General features: G+C 63.7%; 25 protein-coding genes and 2 tRNA genes. 12 read left to right on the forward strand and 15 right to left on the reverse strand.

Going from position 1 to position 24508, the window contains the following annotated elements:
- Positions 1-3 precede the first annotated feature (3 nt).
- From gsiD to JNB89_RS07380, 3 genes are read left to right on the forward strand one after another with little or no spacing between them, the layout of a single operon-like run.
- On the forward strand, positions 4-909 hold the full coding sequence (gene gsiD / locus JNB89_RS07370) for a glutathione ABC transporter permease GsiD (RefSeq protein ID WP_220361786.1): 906 nt from the start codon (positions 4-6) through the stop codon (positions 907-909).
- Positions 906-2030 carry a P1 family peptidase gene (locus tag JNB89_RS07375; RefSeq protein ID WP_220361787.1) on the forward strand — a complete coding sequence of 375 codons (1125 nt, stop codon included), beginning with the start codon at positions 906-908 and terminating at the stop codon, positions 2028-2030. The genes gsiD and JNB89_RS07375 overlap by 4 nt, the downstream gene beginning before the upstream one ends.
- Complete coding sequence (locus JNB89_RS07380; protein WP_013340249.1) at positions 2030-2863, forward strand: M55 family metallopeptidase; 834 nt, start codon at positions 2030-2032, stop codon at positions 2861-2863. The genes JNB89_RS07375 and JNB89_RS07380 overlap by 1 nt, the downstream gene beginning before the upstream one ends.
- A gap of 61 nt (positions 2864-2924) precedes the next feature.
- Here JNB89_RS07380 and JNB89_RS07385 read toward each other — a convergent pair whose 3' ends face one another.
- Positions 2925-3785 (reverse strand): alpha/beta fold hydrolase, encoded by an 861-nt coding sequence (locus JNB89_RS07385; protein ID WP_220361788.1) that lies wholly within the window; start codon positions 3783-3785, stop codon positions 2925-2927.
- A 212-nt stretch (positions 3786-3997) separates the two neighbouring features.
- Between JNB89_RS07385 and JNB89_RS07390 the strand changes: the two genes are divergently transcribed.
- Positions 3998-5383, forward strand: a complete 1386-nt coding sequence (locus tag JNB89_RS07390; RefSeq protein ID WP_220361789.1) for an amino acid permease — start codon at positions 3998-4000, stop codon at positions 5381-5383.
- Between the two features lie 160 nt (positions 5384-5543).
- Here JNB89_RS07390 and JNB89_RS07395 read toward each other — a convergent pair.
- Both JNB89_RS07395 and hemN read right to left on the reverse strand, forming a co-directional pair.
- Positions 5544-5628: transfer RNA gene (locus JNB89_RS07395), tRNA-Leu, on the reverse strand.
- Positions 5629-5733: 105 nt separating this feature from the next.
- A complete protein-coding gene (hemN, locus tag JNB89_RS07400; RefSeq protein ID WP_220361790.1) occupies positions 5734-7119 on the reverse strand; it encodes an oxygen-independent coproporphyrinogen III oxidase in 1386 nt (461 codons plus the stop codon).
- A 332-nt stretch (positions 7120-7451) separates the two neighbouring features.
- Here hemN and JNB89_RS07405 point away from each other — a divergent pair, with 332 nt between their 5' ends.
- From JNB89_RS07405 to JNB89_RS07415, 3 genes are all read left to right on the forward strand, one after another.
- Positions 7452-7724 (forward strand): YkgJ family cysteine cluster protein, encoded by a 273-nt coding sequence (locus JNB89_RS07405; RefSeq protein WP_346656197.1) that lies wholly within the window; start codon positions 7452-7454, stop codon positions 7722-7724.
- Between the two features lie 70 nt (positions 7725-7794).
- Entirely contained in the window at positions 7795-8385 is a 591-nt protein-coding gene (locus JNB89_RS07410; RefSeq protein WP_220361791.1) for a DUF1439 domain-containing protein, read from the forward strand.
- Between the two features lie 85 nt (positions 8386-8470).
- Positions 8471-9313: an undecaprenyl-diphosphate phosphatase gene (locus JNB89_RS07415; protein ID WP_013340243.1), complete on the forward strand. Its 843-nt coding sequence runs from the start codon at positions 8471-8473 to the stop codon at positions 9311-9313.
- A 140-nt stretch (positions 9314-9453) separates the two neighbouring features.
- Here JNB89_RS07415 and trmB read toward each other — a convergent pair whose 3' ends face one another.
- The gene (trmB, locus tag JNB89_RS07420; protein WP_135892890.1) at positions 9454-10233 is read right to left on the reverse strand and encodes a tRNA (guanosine(46)-N7)-methyltransferase TrmB; all 780 of its coding nucleotides are present in this window, start codon (positions 10231-10233) and stop codon (positions 9454-9456) included.
- A gap of 431 nt (positions 10234-10664) precedes the next feature.
- Between trmB and JNB89_RS07425 the strand changes: the two genes are divergently transcribed.
- On the forward strand, positions 10665-11048 hold the full coding sequence (locus JNB89_RS07425) for a hypothetical protein (RefSeq protein WP_135892889.1): 384 nt from the start codon (positions 10665-10667) through the stop codon (positions 11046-11048).
- 32 nt (positions 11049-11080) lie between these two features.
- Here JNB89_RS07425 and JNB89_RS07430 read toward each other — a convergent pair.
- The 4 genes from JNB89_RS07430 to JNB89_RS07445 all read right to left on the reverse strand — a co-directional run bounded on the left by JNB89_RS07430 (position 11081) and on the right by JNB89_RS07445 (position 13347).
- Positions 11081-11154: transfer RNA gene (locus JNB89_RS07430), tRNA-Gly, on the reverse strand.
- Between the two features lie 84 nt (positions 11155-11238).
- Complete coding sequence (locus tag JNB89_RS07435) at positions 11239-11802, reverse strand: YggT family protein (RefSeq protein ID WP_013340240.1); 564 nt, start codon at positions 11800-11802, stop codon at positions 11239-11241.
- Between the two features lie 217 nt (positions 11803-12019).
- Complete coding sequence (locus JNB89_RS07440; protein WP_135892888.1) at positions 12020-12340, reverse strand: EthD family reductase; 321 nt, start codon at positions 12338-12340, stop codon at positions 12020-12022.
- A gap of 77 nt (positions 12341-12417) precedes the next feature.
- Entirely contained in the window at positions 12418-13347 is a 930-nt protein-coding gene (locus JNB89_RS07445; RefSeq protein WP_135892887.1) for a Rossmann-like and DUF2520 domain-containing protein, read from the reverse strand.
- Between the two features lie 255 nt (positions 13348-13602).
- Here JNB89_RS07445 and JNB89_RS07450 point away from each other — a divergent pair, with 255 nt between their 5' ends.
- The 3 genes from JNB89_RS07450 (at position 13603) to JNB89_RS07460 (ending at position 15649) form a co-directional block, all read left to right on the forward strand.
- Positions 13603-13764, forward strand: a complete 162-nt coding sequence (locus JNB89_RS07450) for a hypothetical protein (RefSeq protein WP_013340237.1) — start codon at positions 13603-13605, stop codon at positions 13762-13764.
- A 431-nt stretch (positions 13765-14195) separates the two neighbouring features.
- Positions 14196-14492, forward strand: a complete 297-nt coding sequence (locus tag JNB89_RS07455; protein WP_013340236.1) for a hypothetical protein — start codon at positions 14196-14198, stop codon at positions 14490-14492.
- A gap of 173 nt (positions 14493-14665) precedes the next feature.
- Positions 14666-15649 carry a threo-3-hydroxy-L-aspartate ammonia-lyase gene (locus tag JNB89_RS07460; RefSeq protein ID WP_220361792.1) on the forward strand — a complete coding sequence of 328 codons (984 nt, stop codon included), beginning with the start codon at positions 14666-14668 and terminating at the stop codon, positions 15647-15649.
- A gap of 72 nt (positions 15650-15721) precedes the next feature.
- Here JNB89_RS07460 and JNB89_RS07465 read toward each other — a convergent pair whose 3' ends face one another.
- Both JNB89_RS07465 and JNB89_RS07470 read right to left on the reverse strand, forming a co-directional pair.
- Positions 15722-16417 (reverse strand): LysE family translocator, encoded by a 696-nt coding sequence (locus tag JNB89_RS07465; protein ID WP_220361793.1) that lies wholly within the window; start codon positions 16415-16417, stop codon positions 15722-15724.
- 50 nt (positions 16418-16467) lie between these two features.
- Complete coding sequence (locus JNB89_RS07470; RefSeq protein WP_220361794.1) at positions 16468-18036, reverse strand: UbiD family decarboxylase; 1569 nt, start codon at positions 18034-18036, stop codon at positions 16468-16470.
- Positions 18037-18638: 602 nt separating this feature from the next.
- Here JNB89_RS07470 and JNB89_RS07475 point away from each other — a divergent pair.
- Entirely contained in the window at positions 18639-19850 is a 1212-nt protein-coding gene (locus tag JNB89_RS07475) for a lytic transglycosylase domain-containing protein (RefSeq protein WP_220361795.1), read from the forward strand.
- Positions 19851-20047: 197 nt separating this feature from the next.
- Here the strand turns inward: JNB89_RS07475 and JNB89_RS07480 are convergent, their stop codons facing one another.
- The 5 genes from JNB89_RS07480 to JNB89_RS07500 all read right to left on the reverse strand — a co-directional run bounded on the left by JNB89_RS07480 (position 20048) and on the right by JNB89_RS07500 (position 24498).
- Positions 20048-21244, reverse strand: coding sequence for a pyridoxal phosphate-dependent aminotransferase (locus tag JNB89_RS07480; RefSeq protein ID WP_220361796.1), 1197 nt, complete (start codon positions 21242-21244; stop codon positions 20048-20050).
- A gap of 288 nt (positions 21245-21532) precedes the next feature.
- Positions 21533-21967 (reverse strand): transcription antitermination factor NusB, encoded by a 435-nt coding sequence (gene nusB, locus JNB89_RS07485; protein ID WP_025601362.1) that lies wholly within the window; start codon positions 21965-21967, stop codon positions 21533-21535.
- On the reverse strand, positions 21964-22470 hold the full coding sequence (gene ribH, locus JNB89_RS07490) for a 6,7-dimethyl-8-ribityllumazine synthase (protein WP_220361797.1): 507 nt from the start codon (positions 22468-22470) through the stop codon (positions 21964-21966). The genes nusB and ribH overlap by 4 nt, the downstream gene beginning before the upstream one ends.
- A gap of 48 nt (positions 22471-22518) precedes the next feature.
- A complete protein-coding gene (ribBA, locus tag JNB89_RS07495; RefSeq protein ID WP_220361798.1) occupies positions 22519-23655 on the reverse strand; it encodes a bifunctional 3,4-dihydroxy-2-butanone-4-phosphate synthase/GTP cyclohydrolase II in 1137 nt (378 codons plus the stop codon).
- A 228-nt stretch (positions 23656-23883) separates the two neighbouring features.
- Positions 23884-24498, reverse strand: a complete 615-nt coding sequence (locus tag JNB89_RS07500; RefSeq protein WP_220361799.1) for a riboflavin synthase — start codon at positions 24496-24498, stop codon at positions 23884-23886.
- Positions 24499-24508: the final 10 nt, after the last annotated feature.

Raw genomic sequence — 24508 nt, forward strand, 5'->3', positions numbered from 1 at the left:
CGCATGAGCACGACAGCCACCGAGCCGAATGCGGCCAAACCCGTGCGCGCCGAGCGCGCTATCCGTACGCCGTGGAGCGAGTTCTGGCGCAAATTCCGCAAGCAGCACGTGGCGCTCGCCGCCGGCATTTTCGTGTTGCTGCTGGTCGTCGTCGCGATTGCCGCGCCGCATATCGTGCCCTACGATCCGGAAAATTTCTTCGACTATGACGCGTTGAACGCAGGGCCTTCGGCTGCGCACTGGTTCGGCGTCGACTCATTGGGCCGCGACATTTTCAGCCGCATCGTCGCGGGCTCGCGCATCTCGCTCGAAGCCGGCTTTCTCTCGGTTGCGATAGGCGCGGTGATCGGCACGTTTTTCGGCTTGCTGGCGGGCTATTACGAAGGCTGGTGGGATCGCATCACGATGCGCGTGGCCGACGTGCTGTTCGCTTTTCCGGGCATTCTGCTTGCCATCGGCGTGGTGGCGATTCTCGGCAACGGCATGATCAACGTGATCTGCGCGGTGGCTATCTTCAGTATTCCGGCGTTCGCGCGGCTCGTGCGCGGCAACACGCTGATGCTCAAGCAGCTCACGTATATCGAGGCGGCGCGCAGTATCGGCGCGTCGGACGGGACGATCATCGTGCGTCATATCCTGCCGGGCACCATCTCGTCGGTTGTCGTGTACTTCACGATGCGCATCGGCACCTCGATCATCACGGCCGCGAGTCTGTCGTTTCTCGGACTCGGCGCTCAGCCGCCCACCCCCGAGTGGGGCGCCATGCTCAACGAAGCGCGTGCGGACATGGTGACGGCTCCGCATATCGCGCTGTTCCCGAGCCTCGCGATTTTCCTCACGGTGCTCGCGTTCAACCTGCTCGGCGATGGGTTGCGCGATGCGCTCGACCCGAAGCTCGACCGCCCATGAGTCCCGTCGCGCCAACGCATGACGCGGCGAAGTTGCGCCGCCCGCCGCATGTCGGCGAATTGCCGGGCGGCCCGCTCGGCACGATTGCCGACGTCCACGGTGTGAGCGTCGGGCATTGCACGCTCGCTCACGGCGCGCTGCAAACCGGTGTGACCGTGATCCGTCCGCATGCGGGCGATCCATTTGTCGACAAAGTGCCGGCGGCGGTTTCGGTGGTCAACGGCTTTGGCAAGAGTGTCGGGCTCGTGCAACTCGACGAACTCGGCACGCTCGAAACGCCGATTGCATTGACCAATACGTTCAGCGTGGCCGCGGTGGCGCAGGCGCAGGTTCGTGCGGCCACGCAGGCCAATCCGAGCATCGGCCGCGAGTGGCCGACCGTCAATCCGCTGGTGTTCGAATGCAACGACGGCTACCTGAACGACATTCAGGCCCTTGCCGTCGACGAACAGCATTACAACGACGCCTGCGCTGCGGCCAGTACGAGCGTGGCGAGCGGCTCGGTCGGAGCGGGGCGCGGCATGTCGTGCTTCGATCTGAAGGGCGGCATCGGCAATGCTTCGCGAGTGGTGCAGGCAGCGGGGCGCGAGTACACGGTCGGCGCGATGGTGCTCGCGAACTTTGGGCGTTTACCGATGCTGGTTATCGACGGTCATCCTGTAGGGCGCGCGCTTGCACAGCGCGCGGCGACGGCAGGCGTGCAAGCGTCGGCGCATGCAGTAGAGCTTGCCGGGCGCACGAAGCCCGAGCAAGGCTCGATCATCATGATCGTCGCCACCAATGCGCCGCTCGACGCGCGACAGCTCAAACGCCTTTCGTTGCGCGCAGCAGCGGGCCTTGCGCGGACGGGCTCCGTATATGGCCACGGCAGCGGCGACATAGCGCTCGCATTTTCCACGGCCTACACGGTGCCGCATCTCGCGCAGTACGTCGAGTTGCCGCCGCTCGTCGCGGATCAGTGCATGGATCCGCTGTTTCGGGCCTGCGCCGACAGCGTCGAACAGGCCATTCTCGATGCGCTGTGGAGCGCGCAATCCGTGACCGGACGCGACGGCCACCGGCGCCTGTCACTATGCGAGAGCGTTCCCGATCTCGCGCAACTACTCGAACACACTTCCTGATGAAAGTCCTTATTTCTGCCGACATCGAAGGCGTCGCCGGCGTTTTTCACACGGAGCAGACGCGGGCCGGCAATGGCGAATACGAAGCCGCGCGCCGCTGGATGACGCTCGAAGCCAACGCTGCAATCGAAGGCGCATTTGCCGGCGGCGCGACGCAAGTATGGGTCAACGACTCGCACGGCGGCTTCCGCAACCTGCTGCCCGATCTGCTCGACGAGCGCGCGCAGGTGGTGCTCGGCAAGCCGCGCACGCTCGGCATGATGGCGGGCCTCGAATACGGCGCGGCGCTGGTCTTCATGATCGGCTATCACGCGATGGCGCAAACGCGCGGCATTCTCGCGCACACCATCAACAGCTTTGCGTTCGCGCGCGTTTCGCTGAACGGTGTCGAGGTCGGCGAGGCGGGTCTGTATGGCGCGCTGGCTGAAGAATATGGCGCACAGGTAGCACTTTTATCCGGCGACGATGTATTCGCCGAGGAAACCGCGCCGCGTTTTCCGGGCGCACGCTTTGTCGTGACGAAGAGCGCGACGGGGCACGCGAGCGGTGTCACGCAGTCGCCTGCGAGTGCTCGCGCGGCTATTCAGAGTGCGGCCCGCGAGGTCGTGCAGCAGCATCTCGCCGCGGGTCGGGCGCCGCAAGCCGCGCGCGCTGCGGCAAAGCCCGTCGAGTGCGAACTGCGTGTGCAGACAAGCGGGCTCGCCGATCTGTTCTGCCAATGGCCGACGCTCACGCGCGTCGATGCCGTTACGTTGCGCTTTAGCGCGGCGTCGGCGGAACATGCGGTGCGCATGCTGAACTGTTTGTCGGCGATGTCGTTCATGCTGCGGTAGTCGCCGTATAGTCGCCGTGTGGTGGCCGCAAGTGGTAGCCGAAAGCGCACGCGGCCGGGCACTACTGCTGGCGGCTCAATTCGCGTGCGGCGCGGTCGATCACGTCGGCAATCGCGCCCGCATGCGACACCGGTGCGAGATGGCTCGACGCGATTGGCACGATGGTCGCGCCCATGCGCTCCGCCATGAATCGTTCGACATCCGGCGACACCGCGCGGTCTTTCGTCGTCAGCACATACCAGGACGGCTTCTCTTTCCACGCGACCTGGCTGACCGTTTCGTCGAACGCAGCCGCGGCGATCGGCACTTGCGCGGCGGACAGCACGCGCGTCACATTTTCGGAGACGTCGGCGGCGAAATCCGCGTGATACTTGCTGCGGTCCAGCCATAGAAAACCGCTCGAATCCTTCACGATGCCCGCGCCTGCCGGCATCGGCGCGGCGCGTTTCATGAGATCCATTGCCGACTCGTTCCGATCCGGTGCAATTGCCGCGACGTACACGAGGCCGGCGACGTTCGGCGCATTTGCGCCCACTTCGGTAATGACCACGCCGCCCCACGAATGGCCAACAAGAATGGTCGGCCCTTCCTGACGGGCCAGTACGCGACGTGTAGCGGCGGCGTCGTCGGCGAGCGAAGTGAGCGGGTTTTGCACGGAGCTCACGCGATAGCCCTTCTGCTGCAGTTTCGCGACGACCCCATTCCAACTCGAGCCGTCGACGAATGCGCCGTGCACCAGCACGACGTTGCGCACCGGGCCGGTCATCGGCGCGGCGGCGGCTTCACGCGCGGGCGTCGTGGCGGGGGCGGCCGAAGGCGGAGTCTGCGGCGCCGCAGTGGGCGCGGAACTCTGCGCGAACGCGCCAGACCCCGCGAAACAGAGACACAAGACGGCGGCGCAAAGCGGACGTTTGAGCGGCATGCTGAATCTCCGGAGACAAAAACCGACTACGGCAACATACCGAAGCGGTGCGGCAGTGACAATTCTTATCTGCGGGCCAAGGTGCGGCGAAGCACGAAGCGCGGGTTGCCACCAGTATTTGGACAATATCGGTCGCGGTAAAATTTTGGGTTCTGCCGGGGCGGACCACAAGTCTGATCGGGCGATCGGAAATCCATACACTGGGGCGTAATTTGAACAATGCACCACAGCAAGACGGCCTGAAGCGCGGGCTCAAGAATCGCCACATCCAACTCATCGCGCTCGGCGGCGCGATCGGCACCGGCCTCTTTCTCGGCTCGGCGAGCGTGTTGCAGGCCGCGGGGCCGTCGATGATTCTCGGCTACGCCATCGGCGGCATCATCGCCTTCATGATCATGCGCCAGTTGGGCGAAATGGTCGCGCAGGAACCGGTGGCGGGCTCGTTCAGCCACTTCGCGTACAAGTATTGGGGCGAATTTCCCGGCTTCCTGTCAGGCTGGAACTATTGGGTGCTGTATGTGCTCGTCAGCATGGCGGAACTGACGGCGGTCGGCACGTACGTTCACTACTGGTGGCCGGGCGTTCCTACGTGGGTCTCGGCGCTGGTCTGTTTCGCCGGCATCAACGCGATCAACCTCGCGAACGTCAAGGCATACGGCGAGACCGAGTTCTGGTTTGCGATCATCAAGGTGGCGGCCGTGATCGGCATGATCGTGTTCGGCGGTTATCTGCTTTTTAGCGGGCAGGGTGGACCGCAGGCGTCGATCAGCAATCTCTGGAGTCACGGCGGATTTTTCCCGCATGGTTTTCATGGCCTTTTCACGATGCTGGCCGTCATCATGTTTTCGTTCGGCGGGCTGGAGCTGATCGGCATTACCGCGGCGGAGGCGGACGAGCCGCAAAAGAGCATTCCGAAGGCCGTGAATCAGGTGATCTACCGGATTCTGATTTTCTACATCTGCTCGCTTGCGGTGCTGCTTTCGCTGTATCCGTGGAACGAGGTGGCGGCGGGCGGCAGCCCCTTCGTGATGATCTTTTCGCAGATCGGTTCGACGCTCACCGCCAACGTGCTCAACGTGGTGGTGCTGACCGCGGCACTGTCGGTGTACAACAGCGGCGTCTATGCGAATAGCCGCATGCTGTACGGCCTCGCGGAACAGGGCAACGCGCCGCGCGCGCTGATGAAGGTCGACCGGCGCGGCGTGCCGTATATGGCGATCGGTTTGTCGGCGCTTGCCACGTTCACGTGCGTGATCGTCAATTATCTGATTCCGGCTGAAGCGCTCGGCCTGCTGATGGCGCTCGTGGTGGCCGCGCTGGTCCTGAACTGGGCGCTGATCAGCCTGACGCACTTGAAGTCGCGTCGGGCGATGGTCGCCGCGGGCGAGACGCTGGTTTTCAAGTCGTTCTGGTTTCCCGTGAGCAACTGGATCTGCCTCGCCTTCATGGCGCTGATTCTGGTGATTCTTGCGATGACGCCGGGCCTGTCGGTTTCGGTGTTGCTGGTTCCGGTTTGGCTGGTGGTGATGTGGGTGGGGTATGCGTTGAAGCGTCGGCGTGCAGCCGCGCATGGTACGGCGCGGGTGGTGGGGCGGTAGAGGTGAGCGTGCAACCGCGGCGTGGCGCTGCGCTTGCGGCCGACAACGAAGACTGCGGCGTTTGCGCCCGCCAAAGCAAAAAACCCGCGAAGCGTTTGGCTAGCGCGGGTTTGCGAATTCGTCTTGAGACTGACTTCTCAAAACTAACTACGTAAATGTTTGGTGCCCAGGGCCGGAATCGAACCGGCACGCCTTGCGGCGGGGGATTTTGAGTCCCCTGCGTCTACCAATTTCACCACCTGGGCAGGTCTTGCAGCGCACGCGTCAAAAGCTCTCGCGCGGCGAAGACGCAGATTATGGCCGAAAATCAGCCGGCGGGCAAGCCGCTTGCAGTCGCTATCGCTGCCCGATCAAACGGTGCGCGAAAACCGTTCGAGCGTCTGCTGGCCGAGATAGTGATCGAACACCATCGCGATGTTGCGCACGAGCATGCGCCCGGCCGTCTGCACTTCGAGCTTGCGATTGCTGAGCGACACGAGGCCGTCTTGCTCGAAGCCGCGCAAGCGTTCCAGTTCGGGCTCGAACGTATCGGCGAAGTGTATGCCGTACATCGCCTCGAATTCGTCGAAGCGCAACTCCAGATTGCACATCAACTGCGTGATGATGTCGCGCCGCAGACGGTCGTCGGCGCTCAGACGCACGCCGCGCGTGATCGCGAGTTTGCCGGCGTCGATCGCGGCGGCATAGGCGGGCAGCTCTTTCGCGTTCTGCGCGTAGACGTCGCCCACCTTGCCGATGGACGACGCGCCGAAGCCGATCAGATCGCATTCGGCCCGCGTGCTGTAGCCCTGGAAGTTGCGATGCAAGGTACGCTGTGCCTGAGCGCGCGCAAGTTCGTCGGTGGGCAGCGCAAAGTGATCCATGCCGATATAGACGTAGCCCGCCGCGCTCAGGCGTTCCACCACGCGCTGCAGGATCGCAAGACGCATGGCAGGCGAGGGCAGCGTCGCCGCATCCATCCGGCGCTGCATCTTGAAGAGCTGCGGCATGTGCGCGTACGCGAATACCGACAGTCGATCGGGCGCAAGCTCGATCATCGTGTCGAGCGTGCGGCTGAAGCTCTCCACAGTTTGATGCGGCAGCCCGTAAATCAGGTCGACGCCGATCGAATGGAAGCCCGCATGCCGCGCCGCCTGCATGACCGAGGCGGTCATGTCGGGCGGCTGAATCCGGTTGATGGCCTTCTGCACGAGTGGATCGAAGTCCTGCACGCCGAGGCTCAGCCGATTGAAGCCGAGCTTGCGCAGATGCGCGATGGTCTCGGGCGATGCTTCGCGCGGATCGACTTCTATCGAATATTCGGCCTCGTCGTCAGGCACGAAGGCGAAATGCTCGCGCGCCGTGGCGAGCAACTCAGCGAGTTCGTCGTTCGACATGAAGGTTGGCGTGCCGCCGCCCAGGTGCAATTGCGACACCGGGCGGCGTGTATCGAAACACGCGGCCTGCAAGGCAATTTCGCGTTTCAACCGCTCGAGGTAGGGCAGGGCATGCGCGCGGTTTTTTGTCGCGATCTTGTTGCAGCCGCAGTAGAAGCAAACCGTGTCGCAGAACGGAATGTGGAAGTACAGCGAGAGATCCAGGGCCGAGGCGCCCGGGTCGGCCGCGGCGCGCAGATAGGCGCCGGGGTCGAAGTCGTCGCGGAACTGAAGGGCCGTTGGGTAGGACGTATAGCGTGGGCCGTTCGCGTTGTACTTGGCGAGCAGGTCGGGGCGAAACAGCGGGTTGGCGGTAGTCATGAGAGGCTCGTCATGGATGGCCGCCGTGACGGAGGCGCGGGTCGTGCTGCTGGTGCAGTCCTGCTGCTCACCGCGTGGAAACGGTGTGAAAGCAGCGTGAAGACCGCGTCAAAACCGCGTGAAAACCGCATGCAGCGCGCCGGCGCTTCTTGAGCGTGGCCTTGAGTTCGATTTAGTGTACGGGAGCCGCCGAGCGCGCGATTGTGTAAAAAGGTCGCACGCGACACAGTGGCACAATGCGGGTCTGGCGCCGTGGTGCTCTGTTTCAATTCAGGAAGTGTGTTGTGAGTGATGCATGCGATCGGGTGGCAAGACGCGAGTCTGTGTTCAACGTGGCGGATCACGCGTGCCGGCCGGATTGCGGTGCGTGCTGTATCGCGCCGTCTATTTCGAGTCCAATTCCGGGGATGCCACAAGGCAAGCCGGCGGGCGTGCGCTGCGTGCAACTCGGCGACGACCTGCGTTGTGCGATCTTCGGCCAGCCGGAGCGGCCCGCCTGCTGTTCGGGCTTGCAGCCGCAGGTGGAGATGTGCGGCGCCAGTCGGGGCGAGGCGTTGCTGTGGCTCGCGCAACTCGAAGTGCAGACACAGCCGGACGTCGCATGACGCAGGCGCTTTGACAGAGAGATAAGGCCGCACGCGCGGTCGATTGGAGAAACCCGATTGGAGAAACCCTATGTCTCGATTGTTGGCGCCGGCTCGGCGCCGTTTTCTGTTCGCCGCGCTGACAGGCGCAGGCGCGCTTGGTATGGTCTCGCTCAGCGCATGTGCGACGTCGACCTTTCCCTTCATTCCGTCGCACTACACGTTCTCGCAGCAGCAGGTGCAGGACGCGGTGCAGCGCAAATTCCCGTATCAGCGCACGGTCTCCCAGGTGTTCGACGTCGCGCTGAGCCATCCGATAGTCGGCTTCCTGCCCGAGGCGAACCGCGTTGCGGTCAAGCTCGACGCGCACCTCGCGAGCCCCTTCATGCCGCAACCGGTGGATGGCGTCTTCACACTGTCGAGCGAACTCGCCTATGACGCGGCGAGCAAGTCCGTCGTGCTCAAATCACCGAACGTGGACAACGTGAGCGTGAGCGGCGGCGCACAGGCCTACACGCAACAGATCAATGCGGCGGCCGCTGTGCTCGCCACGCAGTTGCTCAGCAACTACCCGATCTACACGTTCAAGCCCGAACAGCTGCAATTTGCCGGAGTCAATTATGAACCCGGTACAATCACCATCCTTACAAACGGTATACGCGTGCAAATCGTCGAGAAGTGACGCTGCGCGCGGCCGGCAGGGCCGCGCGTCGTCGCGCTGGCCGTGCCAGTTCCAACAATCGAATCTATAGGGATGAGGGGCACGGATGGACTGGTTATTGGCTTGCAAGGCATTGATTCTCGGCATCGTCGAAGGCTTGACGGAATTCTTGCCGGTGTCGAGCACGGGGCATCTGATCGTGGCAGGCAGTCTGCTCAACTTCAACGACGCTCACGCGAAAACCTTCGACGTGGTAATTCAGCTGGGCGCGATTCTGGCAGTGTGCTGGGAGTTTCGCCGCCGCATTGTGACCGTGGTCACCGGCTTGCCGAGCCGTCCCGAAGCGCGGCGCTTCACGCTGAACGTGATCATCGCCACCATCCCGGCGATCGTGCTGGGGCTGCTGCTCGAAAAGTCCATCAAGGCGGCGCTCTTTTCGCCGGTGCCGGTTGCATTCGCGCTCGTGGTGGGCGGCGTGGTGATTCTGTGGGTCGAGGCGCGGCAGCGCGGCCAGGCAGGCGAGAGTAAGGTGGCTCGCGTGCACGATGTCGACGACATGACCCCGATGGATGCGCTGAAGGTTGGCTTGGCCCAATGCTTTGCGCTGATTCCCGGCACGTCGCGTTCGGGTTCGACGATCATCGGCGGCATGCTGTTTGGTCTGGACCGGCGCGTGGCCACCGAATTTTCGTTCTTCCTCGCGATTCCCATCATGTTCGGCGCGACCGCCTACGAGCTGCACAAAGACTGGCACACGCTGTCCGCCGACGCACTCGGCGTTTTCGCGCTCGGCTTTGTGGCTGCGTTCGTTAGCGCGTTCCTATGCGTGCGCTGGCTGCTTCGCTATGTTGCCGGACACGATTTCACGGCGTTTGCGTGGTATCGCATCGGCTTCGGCTTGCTGATCCTGCTGGTGGGCTATAGCGGCGCGCTTAGCTGGGCCGATTGAGTCCGCCACGCTGGTTTTCGGCGCAATGAAAGAAGGTCCGCCCGTCGCTTACCAGGCGACATAGGCGGACCTTTCTGTTTTGAGCGGGCGTCTTCGTGGAGGCAGTGTTCCGGCGTAACGGTTGTTCCGCTTACCCGGGTTCACCCTTCGCGCTTGCGAAACACCAGATCCCACACGCCGTGGCCGAGCCGCAGGCCGCGTCGCTCGAATTTCGTCACCGGGCGGTAGTCGGGGCGAGGCGCATAGCCGTCGACCGTATTCTGCAGCGACGGCTCCGCGCCCAGCACTTCGAGCATCTGTTCCGCGTAGTTTTGCCAGTCGGTCGCGCAATGCAGATAGGCGCCCGGCTTCAGGCGCGATGCAAGCAATGCGACGAACTTCGGTTGGATCAGGCGGCGCTTGTGATGGCGCGCCTTGTGCCACGGGTCGGGAAAGAAGATGTGCACGCCGTCGAGGCTGTCGGGGGCGATCATCTGCTCGAGCACCTCGACTGCATCGTGCTGGATGATGCGGATGTTGGTGAGCGCCTGCTCGCCCATCAGCTTCAGCAGTGCGCCGACGCCCGGTTCGTGTACTTCGACGCCGAGAAAGTCGTCGCCGGGACGATGCGCGGCGATCTCGGCGGTGCTTGCGCCCATGCCGAAGCCGATCTCCAGCACGCGCGGCGCTTCACGGCCGAAGATGCTGTTCCAGTCGGGCTGCTGCGGCGCGAACGGCACGACAAAGCGCGGGCCGAGTTCCTCCATTGCGCGGCGCTGGCCTGTCGACACACGGCCAGCGCGCGTGACGAAGCTGCGAATGCGGCGCCGGTGCAAGGCTTCGTCCTGCTGCGCGGCGGCTTGCGCTGCGGGGGTGCCGGCTTCGCTGGCGGGGGGCGGAAGGTCGTCGGGCAAGCCGGCGTCGTTTGGGTCGTGGATCATGGTCGATGCTGCTACAAGGGTGATGGCTTTGCATTGGCGCGGCGCGCTCAGGTGCATCAGGCGCGTCGTCGGGTACATCGGGCACCCCGTCATCAGGACGCGGTGCCGGCTGCGCTCATGCCGCCTCGCGTTATAGCGGCAGCCGGTTCGCGCCGATTGCCGCGCAAGGCAGCGCCGCTATAAAAAAGCCGCCTTCGTGGAGGCGGCTCGTGCTTGATGTCTGCCGACGGTGCAGCAGTAAGGTGGAGCGGGCGTTGCAAGTGCGCGTAAGGTAGCACAACGCAAAAGGGCGCGTCCAGACGGAGCGCGCCTCGCGGCGGCAATCGCGAACGCGCTCACATTACGTTTCAATAACGGGCGGCGCCGTTTATATGATTTAATCGTCCTCCAAGCCAATTCTTTCTAACGATTAATTCAAGCGAATATCCGTTATGAGTCAGTATGCACACCCTCACCGCGAGGCAAAAGCAGCAAAAACCGCTTGGACCGCAATTGAGCCAAACCGCGTTCCGGCTTCATCGGCACATGCACTTCGTCAAGCCATGCTCATTGAGCGCGTGCCGCTCACTCAGTTCAACGACCTGCTGTGGCTGATGGCGCAGGAGTCGGGCGGCACGGTGAATCTGCGCAATCCGCGTTCAGGCGCGCGTGGTCTTTTTCAATTGCTGCCGTCGCAATATGAATTGAATCCGGACGGCATCGGCTCGTTCGGCAATGCGGTGGATGAATGCCGCGGCGGTATTCGATATATTCTCGGCCGCTATCACAATGCGGCGTCCGCGCGCCTGGCCTGGCAGGCTAACCGGTGGATTTGAGCGTGCGGGAAGGGATGCGCGTGAGGAGGTGGTGGAGCGGGCGATGGGAATCGAACCCACGGCTCTAGCTTGGGAAGCTAGGGTATTACCATTATACGACGCCCGCAGAGCGCGCTATTTTACTCGCGAAAGGGCGGCGAGCGCAAATTGCGCCGCCGCCCTTTCTGATTCCAGTCGAGCCGAAGCCGTCTCAGATCACGAAGTAGGTAAGCTGCACGGCGGCGCGCGTCACCACCATCAGCAGAACCTGCACGATCACAAATAGAAGAATAGGCGAAAGGTCGATGCCGCCCAGTTGCGGCACGACGCGTCGCAGCGGGTTGAGAAACGGCGCGGTCAGCTGATACAGAATCGGCATGGCAGGCGAGCGCGGATTGAGCCACGACAGCAGCGCCATCAGAATCGTCATCCAGATGATCAGGTTCAGCGCCCACTTGATTACCGTCAGCACCGCGACGATCAGCAAGGTCGGAACCAGCGTGAGTGGATCGGCGCCCGTCAGCACCACCATCAGTACCACGTAGACGATGGCCGCAATCAGCGCCGCGGCGAGGCTCGCCCAGTCGACGTTGCGGGTGCTCGGCAAAATGCGCCGCAGCGGCAGGACGATCCAGTTGGTGGCTTGCAGCACGGCGTTCGTGACCGGGTTGTACGGCGGCATGCGCACGACCTGGAGCCACGCGCGCAACAGCAGTGCCGCGCCGAACAATGTGAAGACGGTATTGAGCAGAAAACGGGCGATATCGCCAAACATCTCGTGTCCTTATGCTTCTGATGGCGGCCGTTGCCGGCCTGGCGCCGGCGCTTTTCGTGGAGCGCGCGGCGGTTTTTTCATGTCGCATGCGCTGCCGGTAGGGCCGCATGCGTTGCAACGTTGCTTGATGGCAGTCTGGCGGTCCGCGTTGGCTACAAGGTCGGCGCAAACATCGGGCGCCCACAGGTGCCCCGCAATTCGCCCCGATCGCGAGCCATTACACCGAAACCTTGATCTCGCTGATGAGAATGGTGCCGTTGCCGCCGTCCGTGTAATTCGGAATGTCCGCGAGCAGTCGTTCGGAGGCGGGCTTGAAGACCTTGTAGAAGTCATCCGTACTATCGAACAGGAAGTGACCTGCTGCCACATACGGCGGCGGCGTGCCCGGCGGCCCCGCGTTGATCCCGACGTCGACTGACCAGCCCTTCAGCGACGGACCGAACAGTTCCGCCGCGAGCGGCATGTGCGTGGCGCAGTAATAGTCCACGTCGAAGTGGCCGTTTTCCCGGTACGGATAGAGGATGCTGACCTTGATCATTGTGCGTTCTCGTCTGTTGGTCCCGAAGCGAGGCGCCGGCGGCTTGCGCGCGGCGCCGGACGTCACATTATCACGGCTTACTTACCGCTTGCACCTGCTGCCGCCTGATTGAGTGAGCGGGCCAACGATTCTTCTACCGCTTCGGCGATGGCGTCGATCGCAGCCGGCGGCGTGGCGCGGCGCTGCGCCAGCCCGACCGCGCGGCGCGACAGCAGGCCGTACAGCGCGGCATGGTCGCCGCCCAGGCTCTCGAAGAGCGCCAACTGCTTTTGCACGACGCCGGTGTCGCCGCGCGACACCGGACCGGCGAGCGCGTTAGCGAGGCCCTTGTCGCGCGCCGTTTCGATGGTGCCGGCGAGCATCGGCAACAGCGCGCGCAGCGCTTCGTCCTCGGCGAAACCGAGAGTGCGCCAGAGCTCGACGCATTCGGCGAGACTGCACAGCGCGAAGCTCGCCGCATAGTGCGCGGCGCCGTGGTACAGCATGCGGCCGCCCGGCGGAATCGACAGCGGATGGCAGCGCAATGCGACGGCCAATGCGGTCAACGTGTCCTTGAGCGCGCCGTCGGCCTCGATGGTCACGGAACAGCCGGCAATCCGTTCGAGGTCGTTGCGCTCGCCGCCGAAAAGAAAGAGCGGGTGAAAGCCGCCGATCGCCGCGCCCTGGTCGCGCGCGGGCGCGAGCAGTTCAACCGGCGACGCGCCGCTGCAATGCACGAGCGCCTTGCCGTGGGCTTCGTCTGGGCTGAAGCGCAGTGTGTGCGCTGACGTACCGATGGCGTCGTCGGGAACCGCTAAAAAGACGAGGTCGGCACTGTCGACAACTTCTTGCGGATCGTCGAGCGCCGCGCAGTTGGGAATCTGGCTGGCGAGCCGGCCGGCCGACGCCGGCGTGCGGCTTGCCACTGCCGTGACGGAATAGCCGGCGGCGCAAAAGCCGAGCGCGAGACAGCGCGCGAGCCGGCCTGCGCCGATGAAACCGAGACGGGGCAGAGGGGGCAGGGACATGTCGACGGGACTCCGCACGGGCTTGGACAGGAAAACAGCAGTATCGCGCATTGGCTGGCGCGTGGCGCGACTGGAGGGCGGTCGTCAGATTAGTTTGCCGACGATATGACAGATGCCGCTCGTCATGGCCGGGCGCCGGCCCCGCGGGCTTGAAAACTGCTCACAATTTCCGCATGGCCGAAATGGCAGAAACGGCCGTGGCTGTTTCATGGGTACCTGCTTCGCAATCTCGCAATCGAAATCGGGGAGGTCACGATGAGCATTTTTTCTTACCGTAAGCACCTGCGCTTTCTGACGCACGCGCAGCGGCGTCGCTGGTGGGATCAGAAAAAGCGTCTGAGCCCGCGTGTGCGGATTAGCGCCGCGTACGTACCGCCGAATGTGTCGCGCGAATTTGCGTATGTGAAGGTAGGCTAAGTGCGAGCCCATCGGAGCCCGCGACCGAGCCCAAGCAAGAGCCCGCGCGAGAGCCCGGAGCCCAAGCAGTACAGACGATGCCCGGCCTTTGTGCCGGGCTTTTTGTTGGGTCGTTGCTTTGCGGCGTCGTCTTTCTGGCGGACCGAAGCTAATTTGTAATTAAAGATTACCGATATTGTTGCCGTTGAACCCGCATAAGCCGGTCATTCACGCCCCGCGCGTTGTAGAGCCGGGCAATCGCCCGAATCCACGCGAGCTTCCAGCCTTTGCCCCGACGCCGCCAGCGGGCCGCCCGCGCCGCTTCCTTTTCGTCAATTGCAATTTGCTACAAATGCGGACACCTTTGCGCGGGCTTTTTGGATAAATTGATTTCGTAGCATGCAAGGCATGCGAAGACGGCGACCCTGAGAGGGCCGCGCCAGGAGAACAAAGTGAAAAAGATCGTCCCGTTTGTGGTTGCTGCGGCACTAGGCGTGGGGCTCGCCTCCGTCGCCGAGGCCCACGTTTCCGTCGGTATCGGTATCGGGGTGCCGGTCGCGCCGGCTTACCCCGTGTATGCGGCGCCGCCGCCGGTGTACTACCCGCCGCCTCCGCCTGTGGTCTATGCTCCGCCGCCCGTGGTCTATGCGCCGGCGCCTGTCGTGGTGGGCGGTTACTACGGTTATGGCCGCCCTTATTATCGCCACGGCTACTATCGCGGATACGGCCACGGTTACTATCGCCGCTAGGCAGCTTGGCCTTCGGTCGTGACAGACCGCCGATGAACGGCGTAACGCCGGCATGACCGCCGGGTTACGCCGTTCTGCTTTCGGCTACCTTGCCTGAGTGTTTGACGACGTTCCAAAGCGGCGGCGAAGCTGGGAAAATGCCTGCTTCGCCACCGCTCTGGAACTCTCCGCTCATGCAGCCGATGCAACCCCCGCCATCACTCCCCGCTCCCACCTTCGACGACGTACTCGACGCAGCGGCACGCCTCGAAGGCGTCGCTCACCGCACGCCGGTTCTGACCTCCCATACGTTCAACGAGCGCACCGGTGCGTCGGTGTATTTCAAGTGCGAAAATTTTCAGCGCATGGGCGCCTTCAAGTTTCGCGGTGCGTACAACGCGATCTCGCATTTCGACGCCGCGCAGCGCAAGGCAGGCGTGCTGACGTACTCGTCGGGCAACCATGCGCAGGCCATTGCGCTCTCCGCCCGTCTTGCCGGCATTCGCGCGACGATCATCATGCCGCACGATGCGCCCGCCGCGAAAGTGGCCGCCACCAAGGGCTATGGCGGCGAAGTCATCACCTACGACCGCTACAAGGAAAGCCGCGAGGAGATCGGCCGGCGGCTCGCCGAGGAGCGTGGCATGACGCTCATTCCGCCGTACGATCATCCGCACGTGATCGCGGGGCAGGGCACTGCGGTGAAGGAGTTGATCGAGGAAACCGGGCCGCTCGACATGTTGTTCGTGTGCCTGGGCGGCGGCGGCCTGATTGGCGGCAGCGCGTTGTCGGCAGCGGCACTGAGTCCTGAGTGCACGGTGATCGGCATCGAGCCGCAGGCGGGCAACGACGGCCAGCAATCGCTCGCGCGCGGCGAGGTGGTGCATATCGAAACGCCGCGCACCATTGCCGACGGCGCGGCCTCCACGCATCTGGGCGACTACACGTTCGCGATCATTCGCAAGCTGGTCGCGCGGATCGAGACGGTTACCGACGAGCAACTGATCGACACGATGCGCTTTTTCGCTCAACGCATGAAGATCGTGGTGGAGCCGACCGGCTGCCTTGCGGCCGCAGCCGTGCTGAACGGCGTGGTGCCGGTGCAGGGCAAGCGCGTGGGCGTGATAGTGAGCGGCGGCAACGTCGATCTCGATAAGCTCGCGCAGTATCTCGCCTGATCGCCCGGCGGCGCGAAGCCGCTCAGACTGTTGCGAAAACGGCCCGCCCGGTGGAAATGGCGGGCTTTTTTGTCAGCTTGCCGTTTGAGCTACCGGCGCGTGCTGCGCTGTTTGCAGTATCAGATCGCGGTAGCCGTTCACGATCACGCTATATGAGAAGTACGCGAACAACAGCGCGGAGCATACGTGGCAAGCGCGCAGCAGACCGGTGCCGGCACGTTTGCGGCCGTGGCTGCCGAGCCCGCAGATAAACACTGTCCAGCACAAGCCGCCGAGAAAGAACCCGCCGAGAAATACCGGCGCAGTAGCCGCACTCGTTGCACCGGCCTTGGCAATCAGCGCACCGCCCACCGCGGCAAACCACAAGATCGCCGTGGGCGACGACACCGCCAGCAACACGCCGCGCAGAAAGCCGCGCCACGCCGGCAGATGCGGCGCACCAAGGTCGGCCTCGCCGGCGACCGGCGGCGCCGAGGCTGGAAACATGGCCTCACGCGCCATCTTCCATGTCAGAAAAAGCAGGATGCCCGCGCCGCCGATCCACACGACCCAGCGCACCGATTCGAACTGCAGCAGCGCGGCCATGCCGGCAAGCGCCAGCGCCGCATAAATCAGATCGCCGACACAGGAACCGAGTCCTAGCCAAAAACCGGGTTTGAATCCATGCGACAGCGCGAGCGAGATCATCGCCACGTTCACGAGGCCGATGTCCAGACAAAGCGATAAGGACAGAAAAAAACCGTCGGACATCAACGAAAAGGCATGCATCCGCGCTACTGCTCCATCAATATTGTTATTCGGTTGGCACGCGTCTGCGCTCAGAGGCCCAGCTCGTTCCACAAGCTGTCGATTCGCTGCTTGACCGAAGCGTCCATCTCGATCGGGCGGCCCCATTCGCGATCCGTCTCGCCCGGCCATTTATTGGTCGCGTCCAGTCCCATTTTCGAGCCCAGTCCCGCGACCGGCGACGCGAAGTCCAGGTAGTCGATCGGCGTGCGATCGACGAGCACCGTGTCGCGCGTCGGGTCGACGCGGGTGGTGATCGCCCAGATCACTTCTTTCCAGTCGCGGATGTTGACGTCTTCGTCCACGACCACGATGAACTTCGTGTACATGAACTGCCGCAGGAAACTCCAGACGCCGAACATTACGCGTTTGGCGTGGCCCGGATAGCTTTTCTTCATCTGCACGATGGCCATGCGGTAGCTACAGCCTTCGGGCGGCAGATAGAAGTCGGTGATTTCGGTGAACTGCTTTTGCAGCAGCGGCACGAACACCTCGTTGAGCGCGACGCCGAGCACCGCCGGCTCGTCGGGCGGCTTGCCGGTGTACGTGGAGTGGTAGATCGCGTCGCGGCGCATCGTGATGCGCTCGACGGTGAATACCGGAAACCACTCCTGTTCGTTGTAGTAGCCGGTGTGGTCGCCGTAGGGGCCTTCCAGCGCATGTTCATAGGCCGCAGACGCGCCTTTTGCCGGTCGCGGCGGAGCGCCCGCGGGAGCCGCCGCGGCCTCGCCTTGCTGCGGGTAGATGAAGCCTTCGAGCACGATTTCCGCGCGCGCAGGGACCTGCAAGCCATCCACGCCGGGCGTGAGGCAACGGGCGAGCTCTGTTCGTCCGCCGCGCAGCAGCCCGGCGAACTGATATTCGGAAAGCGTGTCGGGCACCGGCGTGACCGCTCCGAGGATGGTGGCCGGATCCGCTCCGAGCACGACAGCCACCGGGTACGGCTTGCCTGGGTTCCTCAGCGCGAACTCGCGGAAATCGAGCGCGCCGCCGCGGTGCGCGAGCCAACGCATGATCAGCTTGTTGCGCCCGATCAGTTGCTGGCGATAGATGCCGAGATTTTGTCGGCTCTTGTTTGGCCCCTTCGTGACGGTCAAACCCCACGTGATGAGCGGGCCCGCGTCGCCAGGCCAGCAGGTCTGGATTGGCAGCTTCTGGAGGTCGACATCATTGCCTTCCCAAACAATTTCCTGGCAGGGCGGCGCGCTCACGGTTTTCGGCGCCATGTCCCACACCGCCTTGGCGAGCGAGAACAGCTTGCCCGCGTCCTTGAGTCCCTTGGGAGGCTCCGGCTCCTTCAGCGCCGACAACAGCCGGCCGACGTCGCGCAACGACTCAAGAGCCGCGCCGTCGCCTTCGCCTGCCTGCGCGTCGATACCCATGCCGAGCGCAACGCGCCGCGGCGTGCCGAACAGGTTGCCGAGCACAGGGAACGCATGCCGCTGCTGATTCTCAAAAAGCAGGGCTGGTCCGCCGGCGCGCAGCACGCGGTCGCACAGCTCTGTCATTTCCAGGACGGGCGAAACCTCTTGCGGGATACGGCGCAGTTCTCCGATCGTCTCAAGACGGCCGATGAAGTCGCGCAAGTCTTTGTATTTCATCTGTTGCGGTTCAGTGCCGCGAGCGGCGAAGAGGGAAGGGCGCCACGCTATCGCAGGCGTCAAAACGATTGTCGATTTTACCTGCGTTGGCGAGCGCACGTAGATCCACCAAATGGCGTAGGACGGGACAAGTATGCAAAATCCCCCGGAAAGCGCTTGGCGCGGTCGTCTAGGGCCTCCGGAGGCGACTTGTTATTACAATTAGTTATACATTTGACTGGTTTTAGTGTTGACGATCTATAAAACCGTGCCCTAGAATCCGTCCACGTTGGTTGCAGGGCGTGAACCTTTTACCACTGCCCCCGGTCCCATTAGACGCAACGCGTCACCGCTTACCGAAGCCCTGCACGGTATTCGTCGGTCTTATTGCTGTCCTCGCCAGCGCCATCTGACGCTGGTTTTTCGCGTGGGAGCCACCGCCCGCATGCTGTGAGCGTGCCGCGGACCGCTTCTGGATGGCTCCCCACAAACGGTCTTTGCCGTTTTCCCGACATCGCTGCTGCCCTAACCAGACAGAGCGCGCGATGTCTTGACTCTGCGAATGTGTGTTACCGCCTGTTTGTTCAGCGGAATTTGCGGATCATGCAACATGGGAGATCTGAATGAACGCCTGGTTATCGTGGCGTCCCGATGAGCGTATCGCGCAGGTTGTGCGCGGTGCAGTGCGTCGTGGCACGCAATTGAGTCATCATCTGTTCAGCGTTGTCGGCGGCTTTGCCGTCGTGCTGGCAATCGCGCTGTGGCTCATGCCCACGTGGCGCGGCACCCTCGCGGCCAAACTCATGCCGGTGCTGTCAGCGGCGGTCCAGGCGGGCCCCGCTCGTCTGTTGCAGGGCAATCCGCTGCCGGCTTTCGGGCCGCCGGGACGCGCTTCTTCGGACGAAACGCTGTCGGCCAACACGCCCGGCGCAGATGCCGCGAACAGCGCGACGAGCGCCGGCATGAGCGTCAGCAACACCAGCTATGACGGAGCATTCGACGGCAGCGGCTCAGCCGGCATGGGCATCGCGGCGCTCAACGGGCTCGACCCGCGCACCATGCAAAGCGTCTCCGCGTTGGCCCGGCTCATCCCGGCACAACGCGTTTCCGCCGACGCACGCGACGACCGCGTGCTCGTCTCGTCGCGTGAGCAGGCGCTTGTTGCGTCTTACCTGGCCCGGCGCTACCGGGTCGCGCAGGAGCCCGTCGGCGAGCTCGTGAAGGCGGCGTTCGACACCGGCCGCGAAGTCGGTCTCGACCCGCTGCTGCTGCTTTCCGTCATGGCGATCGAGTCAGGCTTCAACCCGTACGCCGAGAGCGGCGTGGGCGCCCAGGGTCTGATGCAGGTGATGTCCAAGGTTCATTCGGACAAGTTCCAGTATTTCGGCGGCGAAAGCGCCGCGCTGCAACCGCTCGCGAACATCAAGGTGGGCGCGTTGGTGCTGAAGGACTGCATTGCCCGCGGCGGCTCCCTGCCGGGCGGTTTGCGCCTGTATGTCGGCTCGACGTCGCAGGACGACGGCGGCTACGGCGCCAAGGTCATGGCCGAGCGCGCGCGTCTGCGCGACGTGGCGCGCGGGCGCAAGGTGCCGATCAACGCTCCGCAGGCTCCGGTCATTACTGCGTCGAACAACGCGCCGTCCCCGGCTGCCGCGCCGACGACTACGCCGGCTGCTGCGAACAACGGCAACGCCCGGCGCGTGCAGGTCACGCTTGACGGCAGTCACCCGTTGAGCGCTGCTGCGCCGCCCGCGAAGACGTCTGCGTCCGAGCAGGACGATGCCAGCGCGAGCGCCCCCAAGCACGTGGCCTCAACTGCGGAGCTGGGCGCCTGAGCGTCAGGATAGGCTAAGCGTTAATGGCTTCACAACACGCTGAAGCAGAAAAAAAGGACACTCGCGAGTGTCCTTTTTCTTTTGCGACCGGCATTGCCGTTCGCGCTCTAGCGTTGCGGCGGTGGCTGCATCCCGCACCGTCTCAGCCGCATATGCGTCGCCGTATCCGGAACGCCGCCGTCTTCCTCGGCTGCTGCCTACTGTCGCCCGAACAGGCGCGCGAGGCGCTCAACCGCTTCTTCGAGCTTTGCATACGCGGTGGCGTACGACACCCGGATGTATTGCTTAGGCGCATGCGTGCCGAAATCCATGCCCGGCACGAGCACGACCCCCGCGTCATGCAGCATGGCTTTGGTCAGCGCCGAGCTGTCGCCGGCGGCAGCGTGATTGACGGTGGAGCAGTCCGCATAGACGTAGAACGCGCCGTCGGGCATGACGGGCACGGTGAAGCCCAGCGATTCCAGCGCCGGCGCAATGAAATCCCTCCGCCGCTTGAACTCCAGACGACGCGCTTCGTAAGTCGCGATAGTTTGCGCTTCGAAACACGCGAGCGCCGCATGCTGCGCGAGCGCCGACGCGCAAATAAAGAGGTTCTGCGCAAGCTTTTCGAACGCGCTCACCATGCCCGGCGGTACCACGAGCCAACCGAGGCGCCAGCCCGTCATGTTGAAGTACTTCGAGAAGCTGTTGACGGTAATCACGTCCTCGCCGTAGGACAGCGCCGATACCGGCTTCGCGTCGTAGCTCAACCCCTGGTAGATTTCGTCGACGATCGTAAAGCCGCCGCGCGCGCGCACAGCCTTCACGATGCGTTCGAGTTCGGCGGGCTCGATCGACGTGCCGGTGGGATTGGACGGCGAAGCGAGCAGCACGCCGCGCGTGCGCTCGTTCCAGAGCCGTTCAACGTCGGCAGCTGTCAGTTGGAAGCGCTCGGCAGGGCCGGCTGGCACCATGACGGGTCTGCCTTCGGCCGCGATCACGAAATGGCGGTTGCACGGATAGCAGGGGTCGGGCATCAGCACTTCGTCGTCGCGGTCGACCAAGGCCGCGCAGGCGAGAAGCAACGCCGCCGAAGCACCCGCCGTCACGACGATCCGCGCCGGATCCACGCTGACACCGTAGACACTGGCGTAATGTGCCGAGATCGCTTCGCGCAGTGTGTGCAGGCCGAGCGCGCTGGTGTATTGCGTGACGCCGCGGCGCAGCGCGTTGGCGGCAGCCTCGATGACCGGTTCCGGCGCGGTGAAATCGGGTTCGCCGATTCCCATGTGAATGATGTCGCGCCCATCGCGCTCGAGAAGCGCGGCCTCTTTGGCCAGCTCCATCACGTAGAACGGCTGAATGGAGTCGACGCGCGCGGCAAGTCGCACAAGAGGTTCGGTCACGGAGTTCATACGGTTAAATCCAGTTCGAAGCAGAAACCGGAGGGCGCCTCGCGCTTGCGTTCATGCGTGCGGCGCCTTCCTCATAGCCATGTATCGCAGCGCGGCCCACGGCGGCGGCTGCGCATACGGCGGCTGCTAATACGCGGCTGCAAATGCGGCGGCTGCAAATGCGGCGGCTGCAACCGCGGGGCGGCGCGACAGAGCCGCTCAACTACGTTCAAAACGCTTGTGCGCGAGTCAGACTCAACAACCGCTCAAGCACAACAACGCACGCTCCCGCCGCCCGCAAATGCGCGCTTAGCGCTTGCGAGCCGCTTCTGTCTCCGCCGCGCGGAGTTTCGCCGCCAGCTTGTCGAGCACGCCGTTCACATACTTGTAGCCGTCCGCGCCGCCAAACGTCTTGGCAAGCTCCACGGCTTCGTTGATCACCACGCGATAAGGAATGTCGATGTGGTTCTTCAATTCGAACGCGGCAACCAGCAGCACCGCGCGTTCGACCGGCGAAAGCTGGTCGATGGGACGATCGAGGCACGGAGCGATATCGGCGGACAGCGCCTCCGAATCGCGGATCACGCCATGCAGGATCGCGTCCAGGTGCTCATGGTCTGCTTTGTCGAAGCCCTGCGCGCCGCGCAGTTGCGCGTCGATCTCACCGCCGGGCGAACCCGACAGCAGCCACTGATAAAGCCCCTGCGTGGCCAGTTCGCGGGAGCGTCGGCGTGCGCTCTTCATGCCTCTTCCTCTTCTTCGTCGTCCTCTTCGTCGTCGCCGCCCAGTTGCTCGAGCGCCACCGCGAGATTCGCCATTTCGACGGCCACGCGTGCTGCGTCGCGGCCTTTCTCGGTCATGCGCGCGACAGCTTGCTCGTCGTTTTCCGTGGTCAGCACGGCATTTGCCACCGGAATGCCGAAGTCGAGGCCGATACGCGTAATGCCCGCACCGCTTTCATTCGAGACCAGTTCGAAGTGGTACGTCTCGCCGCGAATCACCGCGCCGAGCGCGATCAGCGCGTCGAACTGCGCACTTTCGGCGAGCTTTTGCAGCGCCAGCGGAATTTCGAGCGCGCCCGGCACCGTGACGAGCAGCACGTCTTCGCCCGTCACGCCGAGGCGTTCCAGTTCTTCGATGCACGAGTCCGCGAGGCCGTTGCAGACGGGCTCGTTAAAACGCGCCTGAACGATGCCGATGCGCAGTCCGTCGCCGTCGAGGTTCGGTTGGTATTGTCCGATTTCCATGTTGATTCCGTAGTGTTTGAGAGGGCGCGAGGCGCGTGAGTGGTCGGATCAGCCTTGTTGCGGAGTCTGCGAGGTACCGCCGGGCATGGGCACGAAGCCGGTGACTTCGAGACCATAACCCGACATGCTGCCCAGCTTGCGCGGGTTCGACAGCACCTGCATTTTGCCCACGCCAAGCTCGCGCAAAATCTGCGCGCCGATGCCGTATGTCTTGAAGTCGACTGGGCGCCGCTTCAGAGCGTCGGCTTTTTCCTTAGAGTCGAACGCCTTGAACACGTCGATCAGATGCTCTTTGGAGTCGCCGCAATTGAGCAGCACGATTACGCCAAGTTCGCGCAAGGCGATCTCTTTCATGGCGGCGTCGAGCGTCCACGAATGCGTGGACTCGCCGACTTCCAGCAGATCCAGCACCGAGAGCGGCTCGTGCACGCGCACAGGCGTGTCCTGCTCAGGCGTCGGCGTGCCGCGCACCAGAGCGATATGCGGTTGGCCGCTCGGCTGGTCCAGATACATGACCGCGCGGAACGCACCGTGCGCGGTCTGCATGGTGCGCTCGCAAATGCGCTCCACGATCGATTCGGTGCGGCTGCGATAGTGAATCAGATCTGCAATCGTGCCGACCTTCAGATCATGCTGTTTTGCGAACTCCATCAGGTCAGGCAGACGCGCCATGGTGCCGTCGTCGTTGATGACTTCGCAGATCACCGCGGCAGGCGTGAGGCCGGCGAGTGCGGTCAGGTCGCAGCCCGCTTCCGTGTGGCCGGCTCGCACCAGCACGCCGCCCGGCTGGGCCATGATCGGGAACACGTGACCCGGCTGGACGATGTGCTCGGCTTTCGCGTCCGGCGCGACCGCCGCGGCGATCGTGCGGGCGCGGTCGGCCGCCGAAATGCCGGTGGTCACGCCTTCAGCCGCTTCAATGCTGACCGTGAACGCGGTGCCATACTGCGTACCGTTGCGGTAAGTCATGAGCGGCAGGTTGAGCAGCTTGCAGCGCTCCTGCGTGAGCGTGAGGCAAATCAGGCCGCGGCCGTAGCGGGCCATGAAGTTGATCGCTTCCGGCGTGACGAATTCGGCAGCGAGCACGAGGTCGCCCTCGTTTTCGCGATCTTCTTCGTCGACGAGGATCACCATACGGCCGGCTTTGAGTTCGGCGATGATCTCTGGAGTGGAGGCGAGCGTCATGGTGGCGAGTTTTTCGGGAAAGCGCGTATTTTACGCCACGCACGCTTCCAAGTCGCCTCCGCCAGATGGCATAGGCCGTTTGGCCGACTGGCGATGTACCGTCAGCCCTTGCTAAGCTCGTCCTAACGATGCACGCATGAACCGGCTAGAGACGGCAGCACGCCCCGGCTAGCCTATGCGTGGCCGGCTGCGACCGGCACGGCGGCTTCAGTGCCGCGCTGCCAGTGGTTACTTCGGCGCGTTGAGCATGCGCTCGACATACCGCGCGATCAGATCGATTTCCAGATTCACCGGCGTGCCTTCACGCAGATGCTTGAGCGCGGTCACTTCCACCGTGTGCGGAATCAGATTGATCGAGAACTCGCAGCCATCGTCGCGATCTTTAACCGAGTTGACGGTCAGACTCACGCCGTTGACAGTGATAGAACCCTTGTACGCGAGATAGCGGCCAATCTCGCGCGGCGCCAGCACGCGCAGTTCGTGCGACTCGCCGACCGGCGCGAAATGCGTGACCGTGCCAAGCCCGTCCACGTGCCCGGAGACAATATGCCCCCCGAGGCGGTCGTGCGCGCGCAGGGCCTTCTCCAGATTCACTTCGCCCACTTCGCCGAGGCCCGCCGTGCAGTTCAGGCTTTCGCGCGAAACGTCTACCTCGAAAGAGTGGTCGGTTTTCGCGACCACGGTCATGCAGGCGCCCTGAATGGTAATGCTGTCGCCAAGCTGCACGTCGGCAAGGTCGAGGCCGCCGGCTTGCACGTTCAGGCGCACGCCCGCGTCGCCATTCGCGCCAAGCGGCTTGACTGATTCGATGCGGCCCACGGCCGCGACGATTCCTGTGAACATCGTACTCATC

Origin of the sequence: Paraburkholderia phenoliruptrix, assembly GCF_019511605.1 — a bacterium.
GTDB classification, from domain to species: Bacteria; Pseudomonadota; Gammaproteobacteria; order Burkholderiales; family Burkholderiaceae; genus Paraburkholderia; species Paraburkholderia phenoliruptrix_A.

Coding starts and splice junctions, on each gene's coding strand:
- JNB89_RS07450 (WP_013340237.1), top strand. CDS start 13,603: ATGAGCATTTTTTCTTACCGTAAGCACCTGCGCTTTCTGACGCACGCG.
- JNB89_RS07385 (WP_220361788.1), bottom strand. CDS start 3,785: ATGCCGCTCAAACGTCCGCTTTGCGCCGCCGTCTTGTGTCTCTGTTTC.
- JNB89_RS07445 (WP_135892887.1), bottom strand. CDS start 13,347: ATGTCCCTGCCCCCTCTGCCCCGTCTCGGTTTCATCGGCGCAGGCCGG.
- gsiD (WP_220361786.1), top strand. CDS start 4: ATGAGCACGACAGCCACCGAGCCGAATGCGGCCAAACCCGTGCGCGCC.
- JNB89_RS07460 (WP_220361792.1), top strand. CDS start 14,666: ATGCAGCCGATGCAACCCCCGCCATCACTCCCCGCTCCCACCTTCGAC.
- ribBA (WP_220361798.1), bottom strand. CDS start 23,655: ATGACGCTCGCCTCCACTCCAGAGATCATCGCCGAACTCAAAGCCGGC.
- JNB89_RS07500 (WP_220361799.1), bottom strand. CDS start 24,498: ATGTTCACAGGAATCGTCGCGGCCGTGGGCCGCATCGAATCAGTCAAG.
- JNB89_RS07435 (WP_013340240.1), bottom strand. CDS start 11,802: ATGTTTGGCGATATCGCCCGTTTTCTGCTCAATACCGTCTTCACATTG.
- JNB89_RS07410 (WP_220361791.1), top strand. CDS start 7,795: ATGTCTCGATTGTTGGCGCCGGCTCGGCGCCGTTTTCTGTTCGCCGCG.
- hemN (WP_220361790.1), bottom strand. CDS start 7,119: ATGACTACCGCCAACCCGCTGTTTCGCCCCGACCTGCTCGCCAAGTAC.
- JNB89_RS07380 (WP_013340249.1), top strand. CDS start 2,030: ATGAAAGTCCTTATTTCTGCCGACATCGAAGGCGTCGCCGGCGTTTTT.
- JNB89_RS07375 (WP_220361787.1), top strand. CDS start 906: ATGAGTCCCGTCGCGCCAACGCATGACGCGGCGAAGTTGCGCCGCCCG.
- JNB89_RS07440 (WP_135892888.1), bottom strand. CDS start 12,340: ATGATCAAGGTCAGCATCCTCTATCCGTACCGGGAAAACGGCCACTTC.
- JNB89_RS07475 (WP_220361795.1), top strand. CDS start 18,639: ATGAACGCCTGGTTATCGTGGCGTCCCGATGAGCGTATCGCGCAGGTT.
- JNB89_RS07480 (WP_220361796.1), bottom strand. CDS start 21,244: ATGAACTCCGTGACCGAACCTCTTGTGCGACTTGCCGCGCGCGTCGAC.
- trmB (WP_135892890.1), bottom strand. CDS start 10,233: ATGATCCACGACCCAAACGACGCCGGCTTGCCCGACGACCTTCCGCCC.
- JNB89_RS07425 (WP_135892889.1), top strand. CDS start 10,665: ATGAGTCAGTATGCACACCCTCACCGCGAGGCAAAAGCAGCAAAAACC.
- ribH (WP_220361797.1), bottom strand. CDS start 22,470: ATGGAAATCGGACAATACCAACCGAACCTCGACGGCGACGGACTGCGC.
- nusB (WP_025601362.1), bottom strand. CDS start 21,967: ATGAAGAGCGCACGCCGACGCTCCCGCGAACTGGCCACGCAGGGGCTT.
- JNB89_RS07465 (WP_220361793.1), bottom strand. CDS start 16,417: ATGCATGCCTTTTCGTTGATGTCCGACGGTTTTTTTCTGTCCTTATCG.
- JNB89_RS07470 (WP_220361794.1), bottom strand. CDS start 18,036: ATGAAATACAAAGACTTGCGCGACTTCATCGGCCGTCTTGAGACGATC.
- JNB89_RS07415 (WP_013340243.1), top strand. CDS start 8,471: ATGGACTGGTTATTGGCTTGCAAGGCATTGATTCTCGGCATCGTCGAA.